This window comes from Pirellulaceae bacterium (assembly GCA_019636385.1).
Taxonomy (GTDB): Bacteria; Planctomycetota; Planctomycetia; order Pirellulales; family Pirellulaceae; genus Aureliella.
In genome coordinates this window covers 740,219-758,505 of sequence record JAHBXT010000003.1, presented here as the reverse complement: position 1 = coordinate 758,505, position 18,287 = coordinate 740,219, and the positions used below count along the sequence as shown (strand labels likewise).

Sequence of the window (18,287 nt, the reverse complement as noted above, 5' to 3'; positions counted from 1 at the left end):
CGGCCTTCGCTTAGCCAGCGTCCGGCGATTTCCCGGCTGGAGTCGTCCAGGGCGGAGGCTGCTCGCGGCGCACCTGCCGAAAGTATTCTGCGATGGCTTGGCGCGCAAATTGTTGATCGCCGGTCTGATGCAACATTTTCCCGAGTGCCTCGACATGCAAGCTAAAATCGCTTGTCGAAGCCTCGCGAAGCTCGCGCGGTCGGCCCAGTATCGGCAACAGCCAGGCGGCGGCTACCAACCCCAGCAAGGCCGCCGACATGGTAATAGCGCTCAGCGGCCATTGAGTAAACATTTCAAACCCGGCACCGCGCTCGTCAGCTTCGGCGGCATTCGAAATCAAAATGCCTAGACGATCGTAGGCCAATAGTCCAACGCGCCGCGCGGGCAAACACTGCTGAACAATTTGCTGAGCCACCTGGGCAAATCCAGGTTGTACAACACTGCCGTTGAGCATGGGAGCTCCGTTGGCAACCACGATGATTTGCCCGGTGCCCAGTCGCTGTCGATGAGTCAATCGAAAGACCAACGGGACCCGCTGCTCGGATTGCAAGAGTATCTCGGGTGTCAGAGGTTGTTCAAAAGCATCCAGCCACATCTCCGAGGTAGCCAGTTCATCTTGGCTCCACACGCTCCGAACAATTAGTCCGTCTTTGTCTTGTGGCCCCAAGGAATTCAGTGGATTGCTCGGCGGTGAGGTCGCTGGCGTCGAAATCCAACTTGGTAGCGATCGTCGATACTTGCGACTGGGCGGCAACAGACGCGTCCGCAGCGGCCAGTGCAACGGTGCGGTAATATCGCCAGCCCAGGCCCCGGACTGCGGCGTCAGGTCTGATTCTGGACTATCGCATTTTAGGTAAAACCATTCGCAGAACGTATTCTCCGTATAAGAGTCAATCCGCTTCTCGATTTCAACGGCCGCCAATTCGGCAATGACCTTGTCTACGATTGGTAATTTGACTACGTCCTGCTGACTCCGCGTCTGTTTCCAATAGTACAAATCGGCATTAAAATCGCGGCCAAAATAGATCACCGAACGCCCCGGAGCTTGACTGAGCCATCGTTCCAGCCAGCGCCGCGCCTCGCGACCAGGTGGATCAAAGTCTCGGGCCACCAGCACGATTACGTCGACGTTCTCCAATCGTTCGGAAAGTCGCCGGATCGGAATGCATTTGGCTCCCTGCGATTCCCACAGCTTGCGATGCACGCCCAGCCCATTACGGCTACCATATTGCTTCAAGCCTTCCACGGCCCCGTACTCTTGGCTTCTTTCCGAGGCTCCGCAACCGGCTAGCGAACCCAGAGCCGCCACCCACAGTACCCGCGCCAGCACGCCTGGCTTCCAATCCGCAGCTGAAGGGGGATGAGATGTCATTCCTGGAATGGTTGCCTGCCGTGGAGCTTGACTGAGCAGTTGATGAATCTGTTCGACTTGTTCCCACGACTCCTCAAATTCCACTGAACTTAACGCCCGCCTTCCAAAGTAAACCTGTTCGAACTTGCTCATAGTCGCACGGACGACGGACTGCAAATCGGCTATGGCGGGAAGCTCATTCAAATACATTCCGTTGGTTTTGCCGCGTTGCAGATGGATATAGCGCGACTGGTCAAGTGCCAATAGCAAGTAGCCATACAACAGAACCATCGCCTGATTAAAATCGCCAGCATCGGCCAGCCGTCGAGCTTCCGCGCGCGGATCAGCCCATTGACGCTGTACCTCGAACGGCAACTCCGCAACTCGACTGGGATCAATCGAAACTCCGGGACCGAGGCGCGCGCTTCTGGCCAGCGAAACACCGCCGCTACTGCGATACCAGTACAGCACCAACAGAACCAAGACGGCGACCAATAACAGCACCAACGCGACAGACGCAATTTGCGAGAGAAGGCGATTTCCAAATAACGCGCGAAACAGATCCAGGAGCCAACTCTCGCCCTGACTCGGCTCCTGGACGCGCCCTTGGTATCGCAGTGCATTGTCATGGGACGATCCAACGCGCGGTGGTCGGTATTGGCCGCTTTGGCGATCGTACCAGGCTCCGCGTATTGCACGCAACGCGCGTTCCATATCGACGCTTGCGCCGGGTTGCTCGGCTGACGCGGTTAAGCCGGCCAGCAGCCAAATGCTGACCACTGCCAACCACATCACAGTAAGCTGCGCGATCGCAGTCATGCCCACTACAGGTCGCAGCATCATCTTGAATCGCCTCCCACCGTCGTCGCGACCTGTGGGACGGTCGGGGGAGCGTCTTCGCTTGCCATGCGGCTGGCTTCGGCCTTCAGTCGCAACTGAATTTCCCAGCCTTCAAGCCCCATGCGCGCATTGAGATAAGTCAAAAATCTTACTACGGCGACGAAGGTACTGACCAGCCACAGGCTCATTGGCATCACACATAAAAACATCCACCGATTCATACTCCATGATCCCGACAACACGGCCTGCCCGAACAAGTAACTGGCCATCAACATGGCGAGTAGCAACCCGGTATAGACCGCCGTAGGCAGAAACGCCGAAAACGACTCACCCGATGCATGCAGGCTTCTGGAGCGGGCACTGTAAGTGATATCTTCTGGCTGTTTGGCCCATAACGGACAACGTTCCAGTCCAATAATCTCTGGAGCAAACGGACGAAATGCACGAGTCATCAGCACCGCAATTAACACGACTAGCAGCAACATTTCCGTTTCCACATGAAACGAAATGGAGCGATCAACGACCAGCTCCAAAAACATGGGCCACAACCCACAGCGAATGCCCCCCAACACGATTAGGCTCGGCAAAGCCACACTAACCAGTTGTTGCACTAAATGTGAAAGGCGAAGTGGCTGAAAAAACATCAGCGAACCCAGCAGCAGAGTCGTGGGCAGAGAGAACATCGGAAATTGCAGGGCCGCTAATCCAAGTAGATGCAGGCTGTAACGCACTGAAGTATAAAATTCGGGACTGAGTGCCGAATCGGCAGCCAGTAAAGCTTCATACGACAGAAACCCTTGCAACAACAGTACATCCACCATCAATAGCGGGACGCCAATCAGCCCCGTAGCTGCCAAAAGCTTGACCCCATGACGCTTGAGCACCTGCAGGCTCAAGTCCAACAATTCAAGCGTCGATCGTTGCCGAATCTCGATTTCAGTGCGGTCCAGTTGCATGTTGATCCTGGCGAGGATAACCCAGCACGACAAAGTAAAACATCAACAACCCGCTTGAAAACATGCCAAACATGGCTTTGAAGAGATAGGGTACCCCACTGGGCGACAGCATCCCTTCGGTAAAAGCAGCTAAAACGAACAGCACTGCCGAAGCGGCCATGATGGGCACGGCCCGCCGCGTATGCAGTTGCAACGACGAAAGCCGAGTTAGCCCTGAAGTAAACAGCCAACCACAGCCAATTCTCAATCCGGCTGCGGCGGCCAACGCGATGGCGGTTAGCTCAAAGGCACCATGAGCGGTTACAAAATGCAACAGGTTATCGCCGCCGGGTGTTTCTGGTCGAGCCATATAGCCAAAAGTAGCCCCCAGCGTGGTTGCGTTGTAGGCGGTAGTCCATAATCCCGGAACGATCAGCGGCCCCATGGCGAAGCAAGACAATCCGATGCCGGTATTGTGATAGATGTAAAAGCCCACCATCTCGAAATTCCCTCCACCAGCCTGGCTGAAATCGACCTTTTCATACATGGTTTCCATCATTTCGATTTGCGCGGCACCCAAGATCCGCTCGGCGACGCCTGGAAACATGGCTGCATTCCAACTGACAAAAGCGGCCAAGGCGAACAATCCGAAGAACAGCAGACCGCATAGATGGACACACCGGTCTTGGAATATCTGTTGCGGGGCTTCCCTGAACAGAACGTCGATCCACTGACCGTATTGAAACCGACGCGAGCGGTAAATGGCGTTATGCGAGCGGCCAACCAGGTCATGCAGGTAGGCCACAGTTTCTGGCGACAGCCGATATTGCTCGGCCATAGCCAAATCGGCGCAGGCCGAGCGATACAGGTCCGACACCCGCATCAGCTCCCGCCCATGGCACTTACGCAAACGCCACACAGCCAGGCCCGGTAAGGCTTGCTCCAACTCCTGCCATTGGTGGCGACGCTCAGCTAAGTGATCAGCATGTGTGCTCATCCTACGGTCACTCCGCTACGTAGCTACAGTTGAGGGATAGGCTGCCGGCTGCGATGGGCCAGCGCTGATGGCAGGATGCATTCCGCGCAGCGCCAGAACACCCTGCTGTCGCTGCTTTTCAGTCAGGAAACTCCGGACATACAGGGCGCACAACAACAGATCATGGCTGGTGTCCGGCAGGAGCTGGAAGCGCTGGATCAATGGTCGCGCCAGTAAGCCAGCCACTTCCTCACGACGGTTGGCCTTAAGCCGCTTTCGGTTTTCCATGTACAGCCCCAGCGCCTGGGCCAGCGAGCTACCCACTTGGAAATTAGCCGGAATCAACTCGGCTAACCCGTAGGCGCGTACGTCGTCGATCGGCACGCTGGCCGGTGCCAATCGCCGGGCCTCAACAACTACCATTGTGCCAGCTGCCAAGTCACCCACGCGCTGCATACGCGCGGTCAGCAACATACTCACCAGTCCAATGGTCATCGTGGGAATAAAATAATACGGCGGCGCCTCGTGACTAAATATCTGAACCGATAACATCACATTCATGTCTGCTGATCGCAAAACGTTGCGGAGCGTTGCCTGCAATCCATTGATGGGCCGACCGTCGACACTAATGACCCGCAGTCGCATCAGCTTCTTTCCCGGAGTGCGCCCATTAAAATACGTTTCAAAAAAAATCCCGTAGAACCAGGACAATCCGAAGACACTAACCAGAAATACGAAACCAAACATCGAACCCATGGCTGGCAACAGATTTAGCCAGGCCATCAAAAAGAATCCTCCCAATAGCAGAATTACGATTACAATCGCTCTCAACAGTAGGTCGAGCGCAAAGGCTGGCAGCCGTTGGAACGGACCAGCCAGCACATATTGAAAGGCGATGTTTTCGGGAGTGATGACCCGCGTATGGCAACCCAATTGGTCATTAGAGATTGAACCGCGGAACATGCTGAGCCACTCCAGCACTCAGGGACGCCAAGATTACAACGAGCACCGTGCCCCAAGATTATAGCAAGCTCGCCCCGGTTGCGCGGTCCAGCCAACCAAAAGGAAAGACGGAGGCAAGTTCCCAAGTCCTTGCCTCCGTCCAATGTTTATGCTGAAGATATCACCAAGATCGGGGTCATTTGCGTGTTCGTTGCATCGCGTCAGTGGCCGTCAGTGCTAGTGCTGCCAACCGCCAAACCTCCCAGTCTTTATGGGCCGCGTCGAACATTGCGTGTCTCACCTGGCTGGATTTGCCCAGCCTTTTGATTCTCGCGTTTAATCGCTTCGTAGACTTCTTGGCGGTGTACAGGTATCGCCTGAGGCGCCTCAATTCCGAGCCGAACCTTGTCGCCTCGAATATCTACGACTGTGACTACTACGTCGTCTCCGATCATGATGCTCTCGTCAATGTGTCGCGACAGCACCAACATGAAATCACTCCTTGCCGGGGGCTTCTTGTGTATTGATTCAATCCGTTGAAATCTGCTGGTGAGGGGGCTCTTTGGTAACCAATTCCAATGCAGGGGTGCTGGGCAGTACCAATGTACCGCTACCAGCTGGCCGGGTTAGCCAGGCTGGCAATTCGCACCCTTGCTACTGGCGCTAGTGGTGAGTTAAGCTGAGCTAGTGCCAGGATTTAATTACCCCGCTGCGAGCGTTCCACCGATGCTAGCACTATCGGCGGTTTGTTACGCAGCATTCATCGAATACGTGACATTTCAGTTTGTCACGGCATTAACGCCTGCGCCTACCGTATCCAGCTATGCTGGAGATGCCGGCCGAGTGAGAACAAAACACATGCGTAGAACACACTAGAAGCCCTAAGCGCACCATGCAGCAAGTCATCAGTGGCTATCAGAAAGCTTGTGCGGTAGCCCGGTGTGAAGTGACGACTGGCCCAATTGAATCGTATCAGGCTGCCTCGCGAATCGAACCGGTCTCGGTAATTATCAACGGCAGTGCCAGTGGCAAGGGATCGTTGACCACCGTCTGCAGCGCAAGTCGCTGCGTCAGGTTGATGATGATCGGTCCGCGCAAATTGGCCGTGAGCGTCTTGCCGGACTTGCTCAAGACTAACATTACGTACAACTGATCCGTCGAGCGGACGTGCAGATTGGTGAGCTGCCGTTGGCTCAGGTGCACTTTGTAGTCGGGCAGAAACTTGCGAGGGCTGATCAGCGGCAATGCGACTTGTGGTTGCGAGGTCGATTGCAACCAAGCGATCAACGGATTCTCAGGATCGGCCACGAGCAGCCAATGCTTGGTGCTTTCAAAGCCAATCAAACCGTTGGGGAAAATCAGGATGTCATCCTGCTTGGCTGAAATGTTGCCAAAGCGTGTGGACTGAACCAGCATGGCTAATCTTCAACTCCGCGAACTCGACTCGCTTTCCATTTCCCGTCGCACGGACACCCCATACGCTGCAGGTAGAATCGTCAACTCCGATCTGAGGCATTCACAAAAAATCTGATTCTTCACAGAAATTCCCAAGTTTTGACGAATTCACTTGGGACTGTCAAACAGCCAGTCCTTTTTCGTATCGGGAGCCGATGCACCGGGCACCACTACGCTGGGTGGCGCGGTCAGTTCATTCACGTCTGTAGCCGGTAGCGTTCCTCGAGTCGTTTTGGGCAGATTGCCTAGTGGGTCGTCTTCGTCGACTTCGGCTGTCCTGGCCCGCTCCTCCTCCAACAAAGCGTTGGTCATCTCTGTTAGATCTCTGATAGACTTGGGCGGCGGCTCTACGATTTGAATCGAAAACCGCTGGTGTAAGCTAGTCGCCCCTGCCCAATATATCCAGGGGAAGATCGCGGCCGCGAAACAGGCGGCGGCGGCAACCAACAGCATGCCTGGAAACTCAGTTAAGTGGTCAATGATAAAGCACAGAATGGCTACGCCCAGGAGCCCCGAAATCCCGTACATCAATACATCAGCCTGCAAATGCGCTAGTTGATGCGGCTCGCCAGACAGCAGCCACAATGGCATCAACAAACCAGCGGGCAGCAGCAAGAGCAAACTCAGCGCGTGTATCAAGATGCCTCGCGCAAATCCATATTGAAAGCTAAACGCTTTGACCAGCAAAGCTACACCGGTGACGATCCCCACCAGTCCCACTATGGCTTGGACGATAATCACCGGATTGAGCAAGTCGCCTTCCACAATTCGCCTCCTGATTCTTACGATTCTTCCATTATCAGAGCTTGCAACTGCTTGCGCAGCTCCCCCGGAATCGGGAACGATTGAATTGTTGCTCCCCCGGCATGCACCCGACAACAAACGGACACGATCCGCCCCTTAGCGACCAATGTATCCGATTCAGAATAAATGTCGAATTGATAGGTGACGCTTTTTTTTCCCAATCGAGCCACGCGAACGCAAATCTTCAGTTGCTCTTCAAACCGCATGGGGGCCAGGAAATCGCAGTGGGCTTGGACACGCGGCCAACTGAGGTGCCACTGGTCGTCGATCTTAGCAACGACACTCGTTCCCAAACTGCGCAGCAGCGCATGCTCGGCCTGCTCCATATAACAAAACAACGCGGCAAAATGCACAAGACCTGCCGCGTCTGTTTCACAGAATTCAACGCGCCGAAAGGTTACGAAACTGTCGGCCACATTCAGTCAGCTACTCGCCCACATAGGGCAAAAGTGCCATGAATCGCGCGCGCTTGATAGCCGCCGTCACCGCATGCTGACTGACTGCAGAGCAACCGGTCTTGCGGCGGCCTACAATACGGCCGTGACGATTGACCAGCTTCCGCAGGGTTTCAACGTCCTTGTAGTCAATGAACATGGGTCGTGGCCGCTTGCCATCGACAAATAGCGGATCCTTCCTCTTGGTGCGAGAACGAATGCGTGAGCGCTTGCGCGCGCGGCTCTTGGCCGTCGGATTCCGTCGAACAATTGACATAAATTCTGTACCTCTTAACCTTTACTGGGTGGGGCGGTCGAAGAGTTCGACATGGAGCCGCCGGAAATCCGACAAGCCGCCCGCTTCATGGTGACCGGCGCAAACAATAGCACTTCGGTCTGCGTGCATTCAGGATCACCCTACAGCACTGACAGAGTAGTTTACCGCCCCTCTGACCGGTTAACAAGCCGCAATATTGACTCAAGTCGAGCCAGCCTGCGGTTCGCTGCTATAGGATAACTATGGGGACGGCCCTCCTGGCAAGGCCGGTTTTCCAGGTTGACCTTGCAGCTGCAAACTACATCAACCGCCCCTTGACTCGTTAGCCGCGCAGTAGCGACAAGGGTTGCTGGCACTCCCTATTACGGCGGCACAGTCGGCGTCAGCACAGACTCAGGATGCTTTTTTTGAGGCTTGGGTAACAGATCCCCTGAGCCAGCCGGATTCCCAACCGCGTGTGGACCGTCCGCGATCGCTGCCTGTCCCGATGCCGCAGTACCTGAAAGCTGCAGAGTATTCCAACCAGCCCCCGAAGGCATCTGGCCGTATCCCAGCGAATTCAATGAATCGACTTGCGTCTGGTTCAAATCGCATGACGGACCGAACCATGCAGCCGCCGATTGCACTTTCGGCTCAAACATCGGGCGAGTCGGCAGCGGATGAAACCTCACGCCATCAGGCCCTTCGGGCAGATGCTTATGCTCGTGCCAGCGAGCCAAACAGGCTGGCATCGGCAGCTTTGGAAGTGCCGGTAGCGCGGGCCAAACTGGCCGATACACTACATCTCCCGACAGTTCACCCTGTTCCTCACAACCACACTGGGCACTCGCGGACTGGTGTGTCCCCAGCCCACATGCCCCCAACCCACAGTCTGCCGGCCCACAGCAACTATTAGGTCCACAGGTCGCCAATCCACAGTCGCTAGGACCTGTAGAAATGCACAACGCATGACAGCCTACTAGCTGACTGACGGCCAGACACAGGACAAGTCGTTTGAGCAGGCTATCGGGCATTAGCATGTACACACCACCAACATGATCTACACACTCTCCACGTAGCTGCGCTCACCAGAGCGAGGGTGGCTCATATAGCCCTGAGAACTCCGAAGTACCCCTGAGGAACTCATCGCCTCCCAGTCCCCGCCAATGTGGTGGCAGGGACGTGGCCTATCACAGAAATCGGCAGAAGCGCCTTGGAGGTTTAGGAAAACATTTCAGGTCGCAACGCCTTTGATGCCCACACAATGCCAGCATTGCACTCGCGACAAGCATTGAATCTTGCGAGAACAAATTCCCAGCCGGATCGAACGACTACCCAACGTTCCGCAAGCGTCGTCGTGCAAGTAGCATGGTACTCGACAAAAGCGCCAACCCGAGGCTGCTCGGCTCCGGCACCGCAACAGCCGCAAAGACATTAGAGAAGTTGACATACTGACCTGCGCCCGGAGCGATCGTCATGCTGATTAGCGGGACGTTGGCCAACAGTCCGATGAAACCATAACTACCGATTGTGGTCGGCACAGCCTGGTTGACTCCGTTGCTGTAGGAGACAGTGACGTCTCCATCCAAGCGTGCACCGTTAACATCGGTCAGCCAAACTCTTACTCCAGCAGACTGAACGTTGCCACTGGTGAATTGCAGTATAACAGCCTCGGAATCGAACCAGTTTCCGATGACTTTAGCAAACGGATCACTCAGATCGTCGAAAACCCCAATGCCGCTGGGTGCGCTCATTTGATAGCTGATTAGCGGCACGCCGCCTGCCTGATTGATGCTACCTTCCGGACCAATCGATGTCGGCAGTCCACCAAAATTATTGAAGAAATGCCCCGCTGGCAATGCAGCCTGAAAACTTGCTTCATCGGTGTAAATAACGTTGGCTTGCGCTGGTGCACTGATCATGCTTGCGACAATCACTACGATCAAACTTCCAAGTTGAGCCAGCTTCATGAATTCATCTCCAGCAAACTAGTGCCATTCAAACCCCACAAGACTCCTGCGGCTGAACCCGCGAAGACTTGCCATTCTCACGGCACTCTTGATGTTGGTTGTTCTTGATGCATCAGAATCAACTCAGCCAACGCTGTGCCAATCTTTAATCAACCGTATAAGCCACTTTTATATTAGTCCCCAACAGAAATTTTCGCAAGCTTTTAAGGGATTTCGACAAGGACCAACAGTCATAACACAAGTCGCAGTAGACTCGTATTATGTTGACGGGGGCGGGGAGTTGGTGGACGGTGACCGACAGCACAGCGGCCGGACCGTCGGCGGCGCGGAGGGTTTCTCTGGGCTGGAACTGGCCAAGCGGGACCTAGTCAGCAGATTGCCCTCGGCCACCGGCTCCCAACAGTCGCATGAACGCGGAGCTGTCGCCTCCCTGAGGAGCGCCGAACAGTTTCATCATCTCTTGAACAATGTGCGTTCGGGCCTCGGCATCCAGCTTGGCCTGTGCCCATTGCTTCATGAAGGTATTGCGCAACCCCATTTGTATACTCATTTGGCCGCCTGGGCTATCGGCCACCATCTGGAAGATTGCAAAGGACATTTCGTCGGTACTGCCATTGCCAAAGAACACTCGCTTGGGAGGTATCGTTGGGTTGGCTGGATTGTCGGCCGTATTGTCGTAGGAGCAATACATATCCAGCCGAGTTCCGGCAGGAAGTGTCATTGGCCGTTTGTAAACGTAGTTATCCTGCCAATAAAAATTCCAGTCCTTAATCCAGACCACCTCGGTTTCCTGGCCATCCGGCAACGTCGCTGTGACTTTGATTTCCTTGCCAAGAAGGTGCATGTGCGGCAAAACGGAGATCAAGGTGACATCGGTGGGCAACGTAACCGTAGAAGTGATTTCATGCTGCGGATCGTTGGCAGGTATGTCAACTATCACTGAGCCCAATACCAACGGCGCGCGAGACAACTGCCGAGTCGGAGGCTGATCCGAAAAATAGAGTGCCAACGAGGACTGATCAGTTTCCTCTTTGCCGCTCGGATGGATATGCAATTGCAAAACGATATCAGCGCCCTTGGGCAGAATCATCCCCATGCCGTCCGGCAGAAACCTGGGCGTCATGCCGGGCGTCCACACGCCTACGATGCCAGCGGTAGGAACGCCGATCGAACCGAAGGTAACATAGCCTGGCTCAGGTGTTTCTTCATCCTTAGCCCGCGCAAGCCCCATCGTGTCCATGAATAGAATGGCGTGGTGCACTACGGCTGGATTGCCCGGTCGGAATTCGAATCCAATTACGTTCTTATCTTCCAGCAGCCCCGAAGGGATAACGAAGTGCTGAAAGACATCCGGCCCGTCGGCCGGGATGGTGAATGCAACCGGTGCCTGGAGCAGCAGATCTGGCTTTCCCAACCGCCAATCACTGGAAAACGTGGGAGCAGGTGGCAAATCCGCAGCGTCTCCCTGTGGAGCACCTGTTGCGGCCCAGGTCTTTAACAATCCCTTGGCGAAATCCGACAGACGGCGTTCTCCCAAAAACTCCACGTGTCCAACTTCGGCCTTCCAAGGCGGCATCAGTCCCGAACCCGTAATTTCCGTTAGCCAATCCGCACGTTTTTGAGCATCTTCGTAACTCAGCAGGGTAATAGGAGCTACCTCGCCAGGCCTGTGGCACTCGGCACAGTGTGCGAACAACAGGGGAGCGATGTCGCGCGTATAGGTTACCTGTGCTGGAGGCTGATCTGAGATTGTGCCTAAACGGCAGCCAATCGGTTGCGTACGCGCAGTGACAACCGGTGTCCCAGCCAGCGTTTGCTTGAGCGCATCACGCAGGTCGTGGGTCGTTGCCTGAGCTCGTCGACGATCGACCGAAGCGTATATGTCGTCAATTCGACCACGATACAGTTGATGTCCGTCTACGTCTAACACAAACGCTTCGGGCACGTGTGTAGGCTGAAAATGCGCGGCTAACTCGCCCGATGCATCAAACAGCAGCGGAAACGCCAACTTAAACTCCTCGGCGAACTGAGCTGCCTGGCTGCGTGTGGTGTTGGGATCATATAGGACACCCAAGACCACCGCACCCTCGGCAGACAACTCAGCGGTGATCCGGTTCAGTTCAGGAATATACTGTCTGGAAATCGGACACTCACTGGTCAAAAACACCAGCGCCGTGCACTTGGTATTCGGCTCGGCGCACAGGCGATGGATTTGCCCCTGTGTATCGACAGCCGTCAGGAACCTAGCCGGAGCTTGAGCAATGGCCGGGGCCGCATCCGAATCCTGAGCGCATAAAACATGCGGTGCAAAACTAACGAGGGCCAAACATAGCAGCGTTTGGTTTACCACTGACATCGGCTTAAAGAATCTGGTCCCAAATTTTTTCACGTCCGCTGTGGCTATCTGCATCAGGGTTCGCCTTTGATTAAGCGCTGGAGCATTCATGGACAACTGTCGGCAATCAGCACCGACTTGCAGGAAGCAAATAGCCTAACCAGTTTAACCATTGGCGGCAATAGATTGTGGAGCGTGCGCAGCCCTTAAATTGCATCGACAGGGGCCATGCGCCACCTAGTCCGGGCGGATTGTGCAGTTCAAGCACCAGTGGCTGTGCTTCGATCCAGCCCGTCATGACCCACATCATACTGGTTCAAGAAGTTGTCCAGCGCCTCAAACGAACAGGCATAGGTGGTTGTCAAACCGTCGTATCCTTTGAGAGAAACCTGATGTTTACCGAACGCTGCCGGCGGCCGGTCCAGCATACTCAGTAACCACCCGTAGGTTACTTCGCCGAACGCCACATCCTGCTGAATCTCCTTCGTGCAGGACTCCAAACGAAATGCGGCGTTTACACAATCGCCCAGTGGCGAATAGTCAGGCCGATCCGAGGTTCCTTTATTGCCGATCACCGCGTTTCCGGTATTAACTCCCACACCAATGCGCAGCGGAAACGGCACCGGATATTTACTCTGGACATCCTGAGTCATCCGCCATAAATCGCGCAGTGCTCGACAGATGGCAAAAATGTCTTCACCCTGAGGTTCATTGGTAGCGTGTATCCACACCGCCATGACAGCGTCGCCAATATACTTGTCAACGTTGCTGCCATGCTGCTGAATGATCCGCCCTGCTTCACGAAACCACGATCCAATCATCTTGGACAGCGCGCTCTCGCCCATTTCCCGAGTCAGGCGTGTGAAATCTCGAATGTCCATTACCAACACCGAGATCAAGCGCTGTTCGCTAAGCTCAATCGTGGCGCTGCGATCCACTTCGCCAGCCTTGCCGAACCAACTGGAACCGTGACGAATCCGCTTGGAACCCGCAAACGAAATTACGGTCTCCTGCCCGGCTGCGCTCTGGCCAAATGTAATCAGGTCGCCATTGGCCAGTTGAACCGGAATTGTCACCCGCCGACCATTGACAAATGTCCCATTGCGACTGCCCAGGTCGATCAGCACGTATTCGGCATTATCCATAGCCTGGACCATCGCTTGACTGCGAGAAATCCAGCGCTCCTTAATCACCACTTGGTTGTCGTCGTTGCGACCAATCGTCCAACTCGATCGGCCCCGCAGCGGCAGTTCATACTGCCGATTGGGCTGGCGGATGGTAAGTCGAGCTCCGGAGGGATCAACCATGAAAGCTTCGCAGTAGTCGATGGAAACCGCGCCTCACAACTACGCAGCTAAAACCCTGACAATGGCCGCGCACAGGCCCAGAAGGTCGCATTCAGTATAGACCCTCATGAACCTATTGTAGAGTCACTGTAGGGCAACGAGCAAAAAACTTGCCAGCCCCGGATTGTCGCGTCTGTCACCGAGTTGCAGTTGGGCTTGGTATAACATGAGATAATCATGCCATTGTCGATGCGACGCACCTCGAAATACCCTGATCATTCGCGACTTGCTGGCCACCATGACCGCTTCTGACACAGTACACCTGTACGACTACATCGTGATCGGCTCCGGCTTCGGGGGCAGCGTCTCGGCCATGCGCCTGGCTGAAAAGGGCTACTCGGTTGCCGTGCTGGAAAAGGGCAAAGAGTATCGCGCGCAGGATTTCCCGAAATCGAATTGGAATCTCAGGAAATTCTTGTGGGCGCCAGCCATCCGCTGCTTCGGATTTCAAAAGCTGACCTTCTTCAAGCAAGTCTTCATCCTCAGCGGCGTCGGGGTCGGAGGCGGCAGCTTGGTCTATGCGAACACGCACATGGTGCCGCCGGACGAGTTTTTTCATAATCCGTCGTGGGCAGACTTTGGCGACTGGAAGCAGCGGCTGATGCCCTACTACGATCTAGCCAAATTCATGTTAGGCTCGGTCAAGAATCAGCGTCTGGATTTTGCCGATTTACAGCTCCGCGAATTGGCCCGCGACATGGGACGCGAGCAAACCTTCGACTCTGTACACGTCGGAGTTTATTTTGGCGATCCCCAGCAGCCGGTCGATCCGTATTTCCAAGGCTTGGGCCCAGATCGGCAGGGCTGCGTAGGCTGCGCCAACTGCATGGTCGGTTGCCGCTACAACGCCAAGAACACCTTGGACAAAAACTATCTATGGTTTGCGCGGAAATTCGGAGCTTCACTTTTCGCACAGACAGTGGTTGAAAAAATTCAATTCATGGATGGCGTCTACCATGTGCACACGCGCCGCAGTACCGCTTGGCTGCGAGGCCAGCGACGCGTTTTCAAATCACGCGGGCTGGTGCTGAGCGGTGGAGTACTAGGTACGCTGGACCTGCTGCTCAAACAGAAGCACCATTACCGCACGCTTCCTAAACTCTCCGATACATTAGGGATGGGGCTGCGCACCAACTCCGAAATGCTGTGTGGAGTCCAATCTTATCACCATAAGCTGAATCACGGCATCGCCATTTCATCAGTCTTCAATCCCGACGAGCATACTCATGTTGAAATCGTCAAATACGGCGATGGCTCCGATGCCATGGGGGTTTTCGGCGCGTATGCGGTCGGCCCAGGCAGCGCATTCGGGCGAACGATACAACTGCTGGTCGCGCTGATGACCAAGCCACACTTGATTCTTCGCTCGTACTATCGCATGCTGCGTCGTACCTGGGCCAAGTACACGATCATTCTGCTGGTCATGCAGTCGCTGGACAGTTCGATGCGCATGATCTGGCGCCGCAGACTGTGGAGAGGCCGCATGACGATCGACAATTCTGCATCCCGTCCTGTACCGGCACATTTGCCGATCGGCCAACAGGTTATGACGCAGTATGCCGAAAAGGTCGCAGGCATCCCCGCCAATTCCATTCCCGAGATCGTTTTCAACATGTCGACGACAGCCCATATTCTGGGTGGCTGCCCGATGGGCGCAGACGCTAGCCAGGGAGTCATTAACGATCGCTTTCAAGCCTTTGGTTACCCAAACATGTACATCTTGGACGGCTCGATCATCCAAGGCAACCTCGGCGTTAACCCTAGCCTAACGATCACGGCGTTGAGCGAGTACGCGATGTCGCTGATCGCCGAAAAGGAAGGCAACAAACACCCGTCGCTGGACCGGCAGCTAGAAGCGTGCCGAGCCGCGCTCGGGGGCCGAAGACCAATTGAATCTCCGCAACAGCCTGACATTCCACTGACGCAGCCCTAACGCCAACTCGACAGCAAGCCGCATCCAATCACGGCGGACAGGCCTAACTGCTGGGTATGTTTGCTGGCGACGCATGGGCCCGTCCCACACGCGCTAAGATGCCTGACGAATGCCTGCCGACTGCGCCTGCACAGCGTCGAGATTCGAGATTTGACTGCGGATGTTTTCCGATTGATTGCGGGGTAGTTCCAAGTAAATCCGCGTGACCATTTCAGCTAAAATGCCCAAGCACACCAGTTGAACCGCGCTGAAAAACGAGACGGCACCTATCAACAACAACGGACGACTACCGATGTCTTGCCCCAGGCCGAACTTGGCAAACGCAGCGCCAGCCAACATGACTGTTCCTAACGCCCCCAGCATCAGCCCGATGGCACCGAAGAAGTGCCCAGGCCGCGCGCGAAAACGCATGAAGAATAGTACCGTCAACAAGTCAAGGGCCACGCGAAAGGTGCGTGAGATGCCGTAGTGCGTACTGCCGAATCGTCGCGGATGATGCCGTACTTCGATCTCACCAATCTTGGAGGGCGAAGTGACTTTCGTTGCCCACACCGGGATGAAGCGGTGCATTTCGCCAAACAGGCGAACGCGCTGGATGACGTCAGCCCGATAGAGCTTCAGGCTGCAGCCATAGTCGTGTATTTTCACTCCGGTACAAGCGATAATTAGTCGATTGGCGATCCACGACGGAATCTTTCTAAGAATCAGCGTGTCTTGGCGATTCATGCGGCGGCCGCACAACAGATCAAGATTGCTTGCCTCCAGACGCTCGACCATCCGCGGCAGATCCGCAGGATCATTCTGTAAGTCGCCATCCAATGTGGCAATCAGCTCGCCGACTGCAGCTTCGATGCCAGCCTGCATCGCCGCCGTCTGTCCCAGGTTGCGGCGCAATGAGATCAACTGAATCGGCACGGGATAGTGCTGCATCTGCTGCTCAACTGCCTGGCAAGTAAAGTCCGTACTACCGTCGTCCACCAGGATGATTTCGGATCGTCGGTTGATCAGTTCAGGAGATCGCAACGCAGCCACAACCTGCTGTAGCAGTTGCGGAATGGATGCTTCCTCGTTGTGCAACGGGATGACGATCGAAAGATCGCACTGCGGCCGGTTGTCTTGTCTGATTGTGAACATCGTTTTAGACTTGGTTTCTGGGACGCGCGGCAACCCATTGCTGCCCGCACAAGCGGCACAATAACCAATCGCTATGACCAAGATAAGAGCAATACCAAACCGAGATACGCTAGCACTTGCGCTGGCCGAGGCATTCAGTTAGCGCGATTTCGCGAATCGCCAGTCTTCCCATACTACCAATTTTGACCGAGTTATCGTTACGCTTGCAATTACAGAATTATCCGCGACGCGCCCGCGCAGGTCGCTGGGCATTACTTAGTTATGTCCCAAGTCGGGCAGCATCCCGCTCGCATCCAGGGGCAGTGGCTGCGGTTGCGTGAGGATTTCCAAGTCGCTGCGCTGTTGAGCCTCATCCCAATAGGCCGCTGAACAGACGACATGCTCAAGCGATAACGTATTGCGAATCCACATCATGCGCACGTTGGGCGGTTCGGTTAAACCGACCACCGACAGAGCCAAATCCAACACCTCGCGGTCGGTCCGACGATGAATGGGAATCATCGCAGCGTCGCTGTGTTGCGCGGTCAGGGCGTTGATTTCCGTCTTGAGTAAGTCCAGCCCTTCCACGGCGCGCGTCAATGCGAACTCTGCCAGTCCAATACCGGCACCGTTGCCTTGGGTGGCAGGTGCCAACCCGCGCACGATGATGTTCTTGATCTTAGGCCATTCATCATCGCGGGCCTTGTGCGACAAGAACTTGCGCCCCACCACGTTCGTGTCCATACCAGCGCCGCTAATGGTCTTGCCAATTTCGTCGATCAACAGGAGCTGTGCTGTGGAAAACGGCAGTTTGGGCAACCAACTCTTGGCCAACTTGAGTAGTTCCGGTTCACGGCTGGCAAACTCCTGCGGCGCAACCGCTTCGATTACCGCCGTTTCCTCGTAACCGTTTTCCAGGATCGCTACGCCGGCTAAGACGTTGCAACGAGCCAATACTTCTCCAGCCACGCTGCGCAGTATTTGTGGAAAGCTAAAGTCAGCGATGGCGCGATGGTACACTTTGGCACCTTCGTGTTTGCCCAGGCCCACCAACAGCATTTTCATCAGCCCACTTTCAATCTCGCCGACGAACCCGGTGTGTGGCTTCACGCGGCCGCACACGACGACGTGATCCGCCTGGAAGGCGTGACGGTCAAAATGCACTGGAAAACCTTCTGCCGCCTGACACACAACCTCGGTTTCCATACTGGCGCGAATTGGACAGCCGCAGGCCTCTGGCGTAATGCCTAGCTGCGTTAAGATGCCCAACTGCCCCTGGGCAGTGCCCCCACCGTGACTGCCCATTGCGGGAACGAGGAACGGTCGAGCGTCCAAAGATTTTAAATGATCCACGATCGCCTTGAGGATCAACGGGATGTTGGCGATGCCGCGACTGCCCGCCGTGATGGCCACACTTTGGCCTGGCGTAACGCGCTGCGCCAGCTGTAGCTTGGCAAGCTGCCCCTGTGTGGCTGCCACCACATCCGCCTCGCGCGGTCGCGGAAATTTTTGCTTAACGTGAAAGATGGCTGGGTACTGGGTCATAGCAAGTCTAGTGGCGGGGGCGTGATGTGTCGATTGATTTTACTGAATACCT

At 55.3% G+C, this 18,287-nt stretch carries 16 protein-coding genes; 1 reads left to right on the top strand and 15 read right to left on the bottom strand.

The window, feature by feature from the left end; genetic code table 11:
• Nucleotides 1-10: 10 nt before the first annotated feature.
• The 13 genes from KF752_13625 to KF752_13565 all read right to left on the bottom strand — a co-directional run bounded on the left by KF752_13625 (nt 11) and on the right by KF752_13565 (nt 13,605).
• Nucleotides 11-2,194: a hypothetical protein gene (locus KF752_13625; GenBank protein ID MBX3422588.1), complete on the bottom strand. Its 2,184-nt coding sequence runs from the start codon at nt 2,192-2,194 to the stop codon at nt 11-13.
• Nucleotides 2,191-3,147 (bottom strand): hypothetical protein, encoded by a 957-nt coding sequence (locus KF752_13620; GenBank protein MBX3422587.1) that lies wholly within the window; start codon nt 3,145-3,147, stop codon nt 2,191-2,193. Before KF752_13620 ends, KF752_13625 begins: the two co-directional genes overlap by 4 nt.
• A complete protein-coding gene (locus KF752_13615; GenBank protein ID MBX3422586.1) occupies nt 3,128-4,123 on the bottom strand; it encodes a stage II sporulation protein M in 996 nt (331 codons plus the stop codon). Before KF752_13615 ends, KF752_13620 begins: the two co-directional genes overlap by 20 nt.
• Nucleotides 4,124-4,138: 15 nt before the next feature.
• A complete protein-coding gene (locus KF752_13610; GenBank protein MBX3422585.1) occupies nt 4,139-5,065 on the bottom strand; it encodes an RDD family protein in 927 nt (308 codons plus the stop codon).
• Nucleotides 5,066-5,313: 248 nt separating this feature from the next.
• Nucleotides 5,314-5,535 carry a carbon storage regulator CsrA gene (gene csrA / locus KF752_13605; protein ID MBX3422584.1) on the bottom strand — a complete coding sequence of 74 codons (222 nt, stop codon included), beginning with the start codon at nt 5,533-5,535 and terminating at the stop codon, nt 5,314-5,316.
• A gap of 481 nt (nt 5,536-6,016) precedes the next feature.
• Entirely contained in the window at nt 6,017-6,460 is a 444-nt protein-coding gene (gene fliW, locus KF752_13600) for a flagellar assembly protein FliW (protein MBX3422583.1), read from the bottom strand.
• Between the two features lie 147 nt (nt 6,461-6,607).
• Nucleotides 6,608-7,264: a hypothetical protein gene (locus tag KF752_13595; protein MBX3422582.1), complete on the bottom strand. Its 657-nt coding sequence runs from the start codon at nt 7,262-7,264 to the stop codon at nt 6,608-6,610.
• A 17-nt stretch (nt 7,265-7,281) separates the two neighbouring features.
• Nucleotides 7,282-7,719, bottom strand: coding sequence for an acyl-CoA thioesterase (locus KF752_13590; GenBank protein MBX3422581.1), 438 nt, complete (start codon nt 7,717-7,719; stop codon nt 7,282-7,284).
• A 10-nt stretch (nt 7,720-7,729) separates the two neighbouring features.
• Complete coding sequence (rpsR, locus tag KF752_13585; GenBank protein MBX3422580.1) at nt 7,730-7,897, bottom strand: 30S ribosomal protein S18; 168 nt, start codon at nt 7,895-7,897, stop codon at nt 7,730-7,732.
• Between the two features lie 479 nt (nt 7,898-8,376).
• Nucleotides 8,377-9,033, bottom strand: a complete 657-nt coding sequence (locus tag KF752_13580) for a hypothetical protein (GenBank protein MBX3422579.1) — start codon at nt 9,031-9,033, stop codon at nt 8,377-8,379.
• Nucleotides 9,034-9,324: 291 nt separating this feature from the next.
• Nucleotides 9,325-9,963, bottom strand: coding sequence for a hypothetical protein (locus KF752_13575; protein ID MBX3422578.1), 639 nt, complete (start codon nt 9,961-9,963; stop codon nt 9,325-9,327).
• A 364-nt stretch (nt 9,964-10,327) separates the two neighbouring features.
• The gene (locus KF752_13570; GenBank protein MBX3422577.1) at nt 10,328-12,319 is read right to left on the bottom strand and encodes a redoxin domain-containing protein; all 1,992 of its coding nucleotides are present in this window, start codon (nt 12,317-12,319) and stop codon (nt 10,328-10,330) included.
• A 239-nt stretch (nt 12,320-12,558) separates the two neighbouring features.
• Nucleotides 12,559-13,605 carry an adenylate/guanylate cyclase domain-containing protein gene (locus tag KF752_13565; GenBank protein MBX3422576.1) on the bottom strand — a complete coding sequence of 349 codons (1,047 nt, stop codon included), beginning with the start codon at nt 13,603-13,605 and terminating at the stop codon, nt 12,559-12,561.
• 277 nt (nt 13,606-13,882) lie between these two features.
• Between KF752_13565 and KF752_13560 the strand changes: the two genes are divergently transcribed.
• Nucleotides 13,883-15,577, top strand: a complete 1,695-nt coding sequence (locus KF752_13560; protein MBX3422575.1) for a GMC family oxidoreductase — start codon at nt 13,883-13,885, stop codon at nt 15,575-15,577.
• 93 nt (nt 15,578-15,670) lie between these two features.
• Here the strand turns inward: KF752_13560 and KF752_13555 are convergent, their stop codons facing one another.
• Nucleotides 15,671-16,711, bottom strand: a complete 1,041-nt coding sequence (locus tag KF752_13555) for a glycosyltransferase family 2 protein (protein ID MBX3422574.1) — start codon at nt 16,709-16,711, stop codon at nt 15,671-15,673.
• Nucleotides 16,712-16,966: 255 nt separating this feature from the next.
• Complete coding sequence (locus tag KF752_13550; protein ID MBX3422573.1) at nt 16,967-18,235, bottom strand: DUF362 domain-containing protein; 1,269 nt, start codon at nt 18,233-18,235, stop codon at nt 16,967-16,969.
• Between the last annotated feature and the right edge of the window lie 52 nt (nt 18,236-18,287).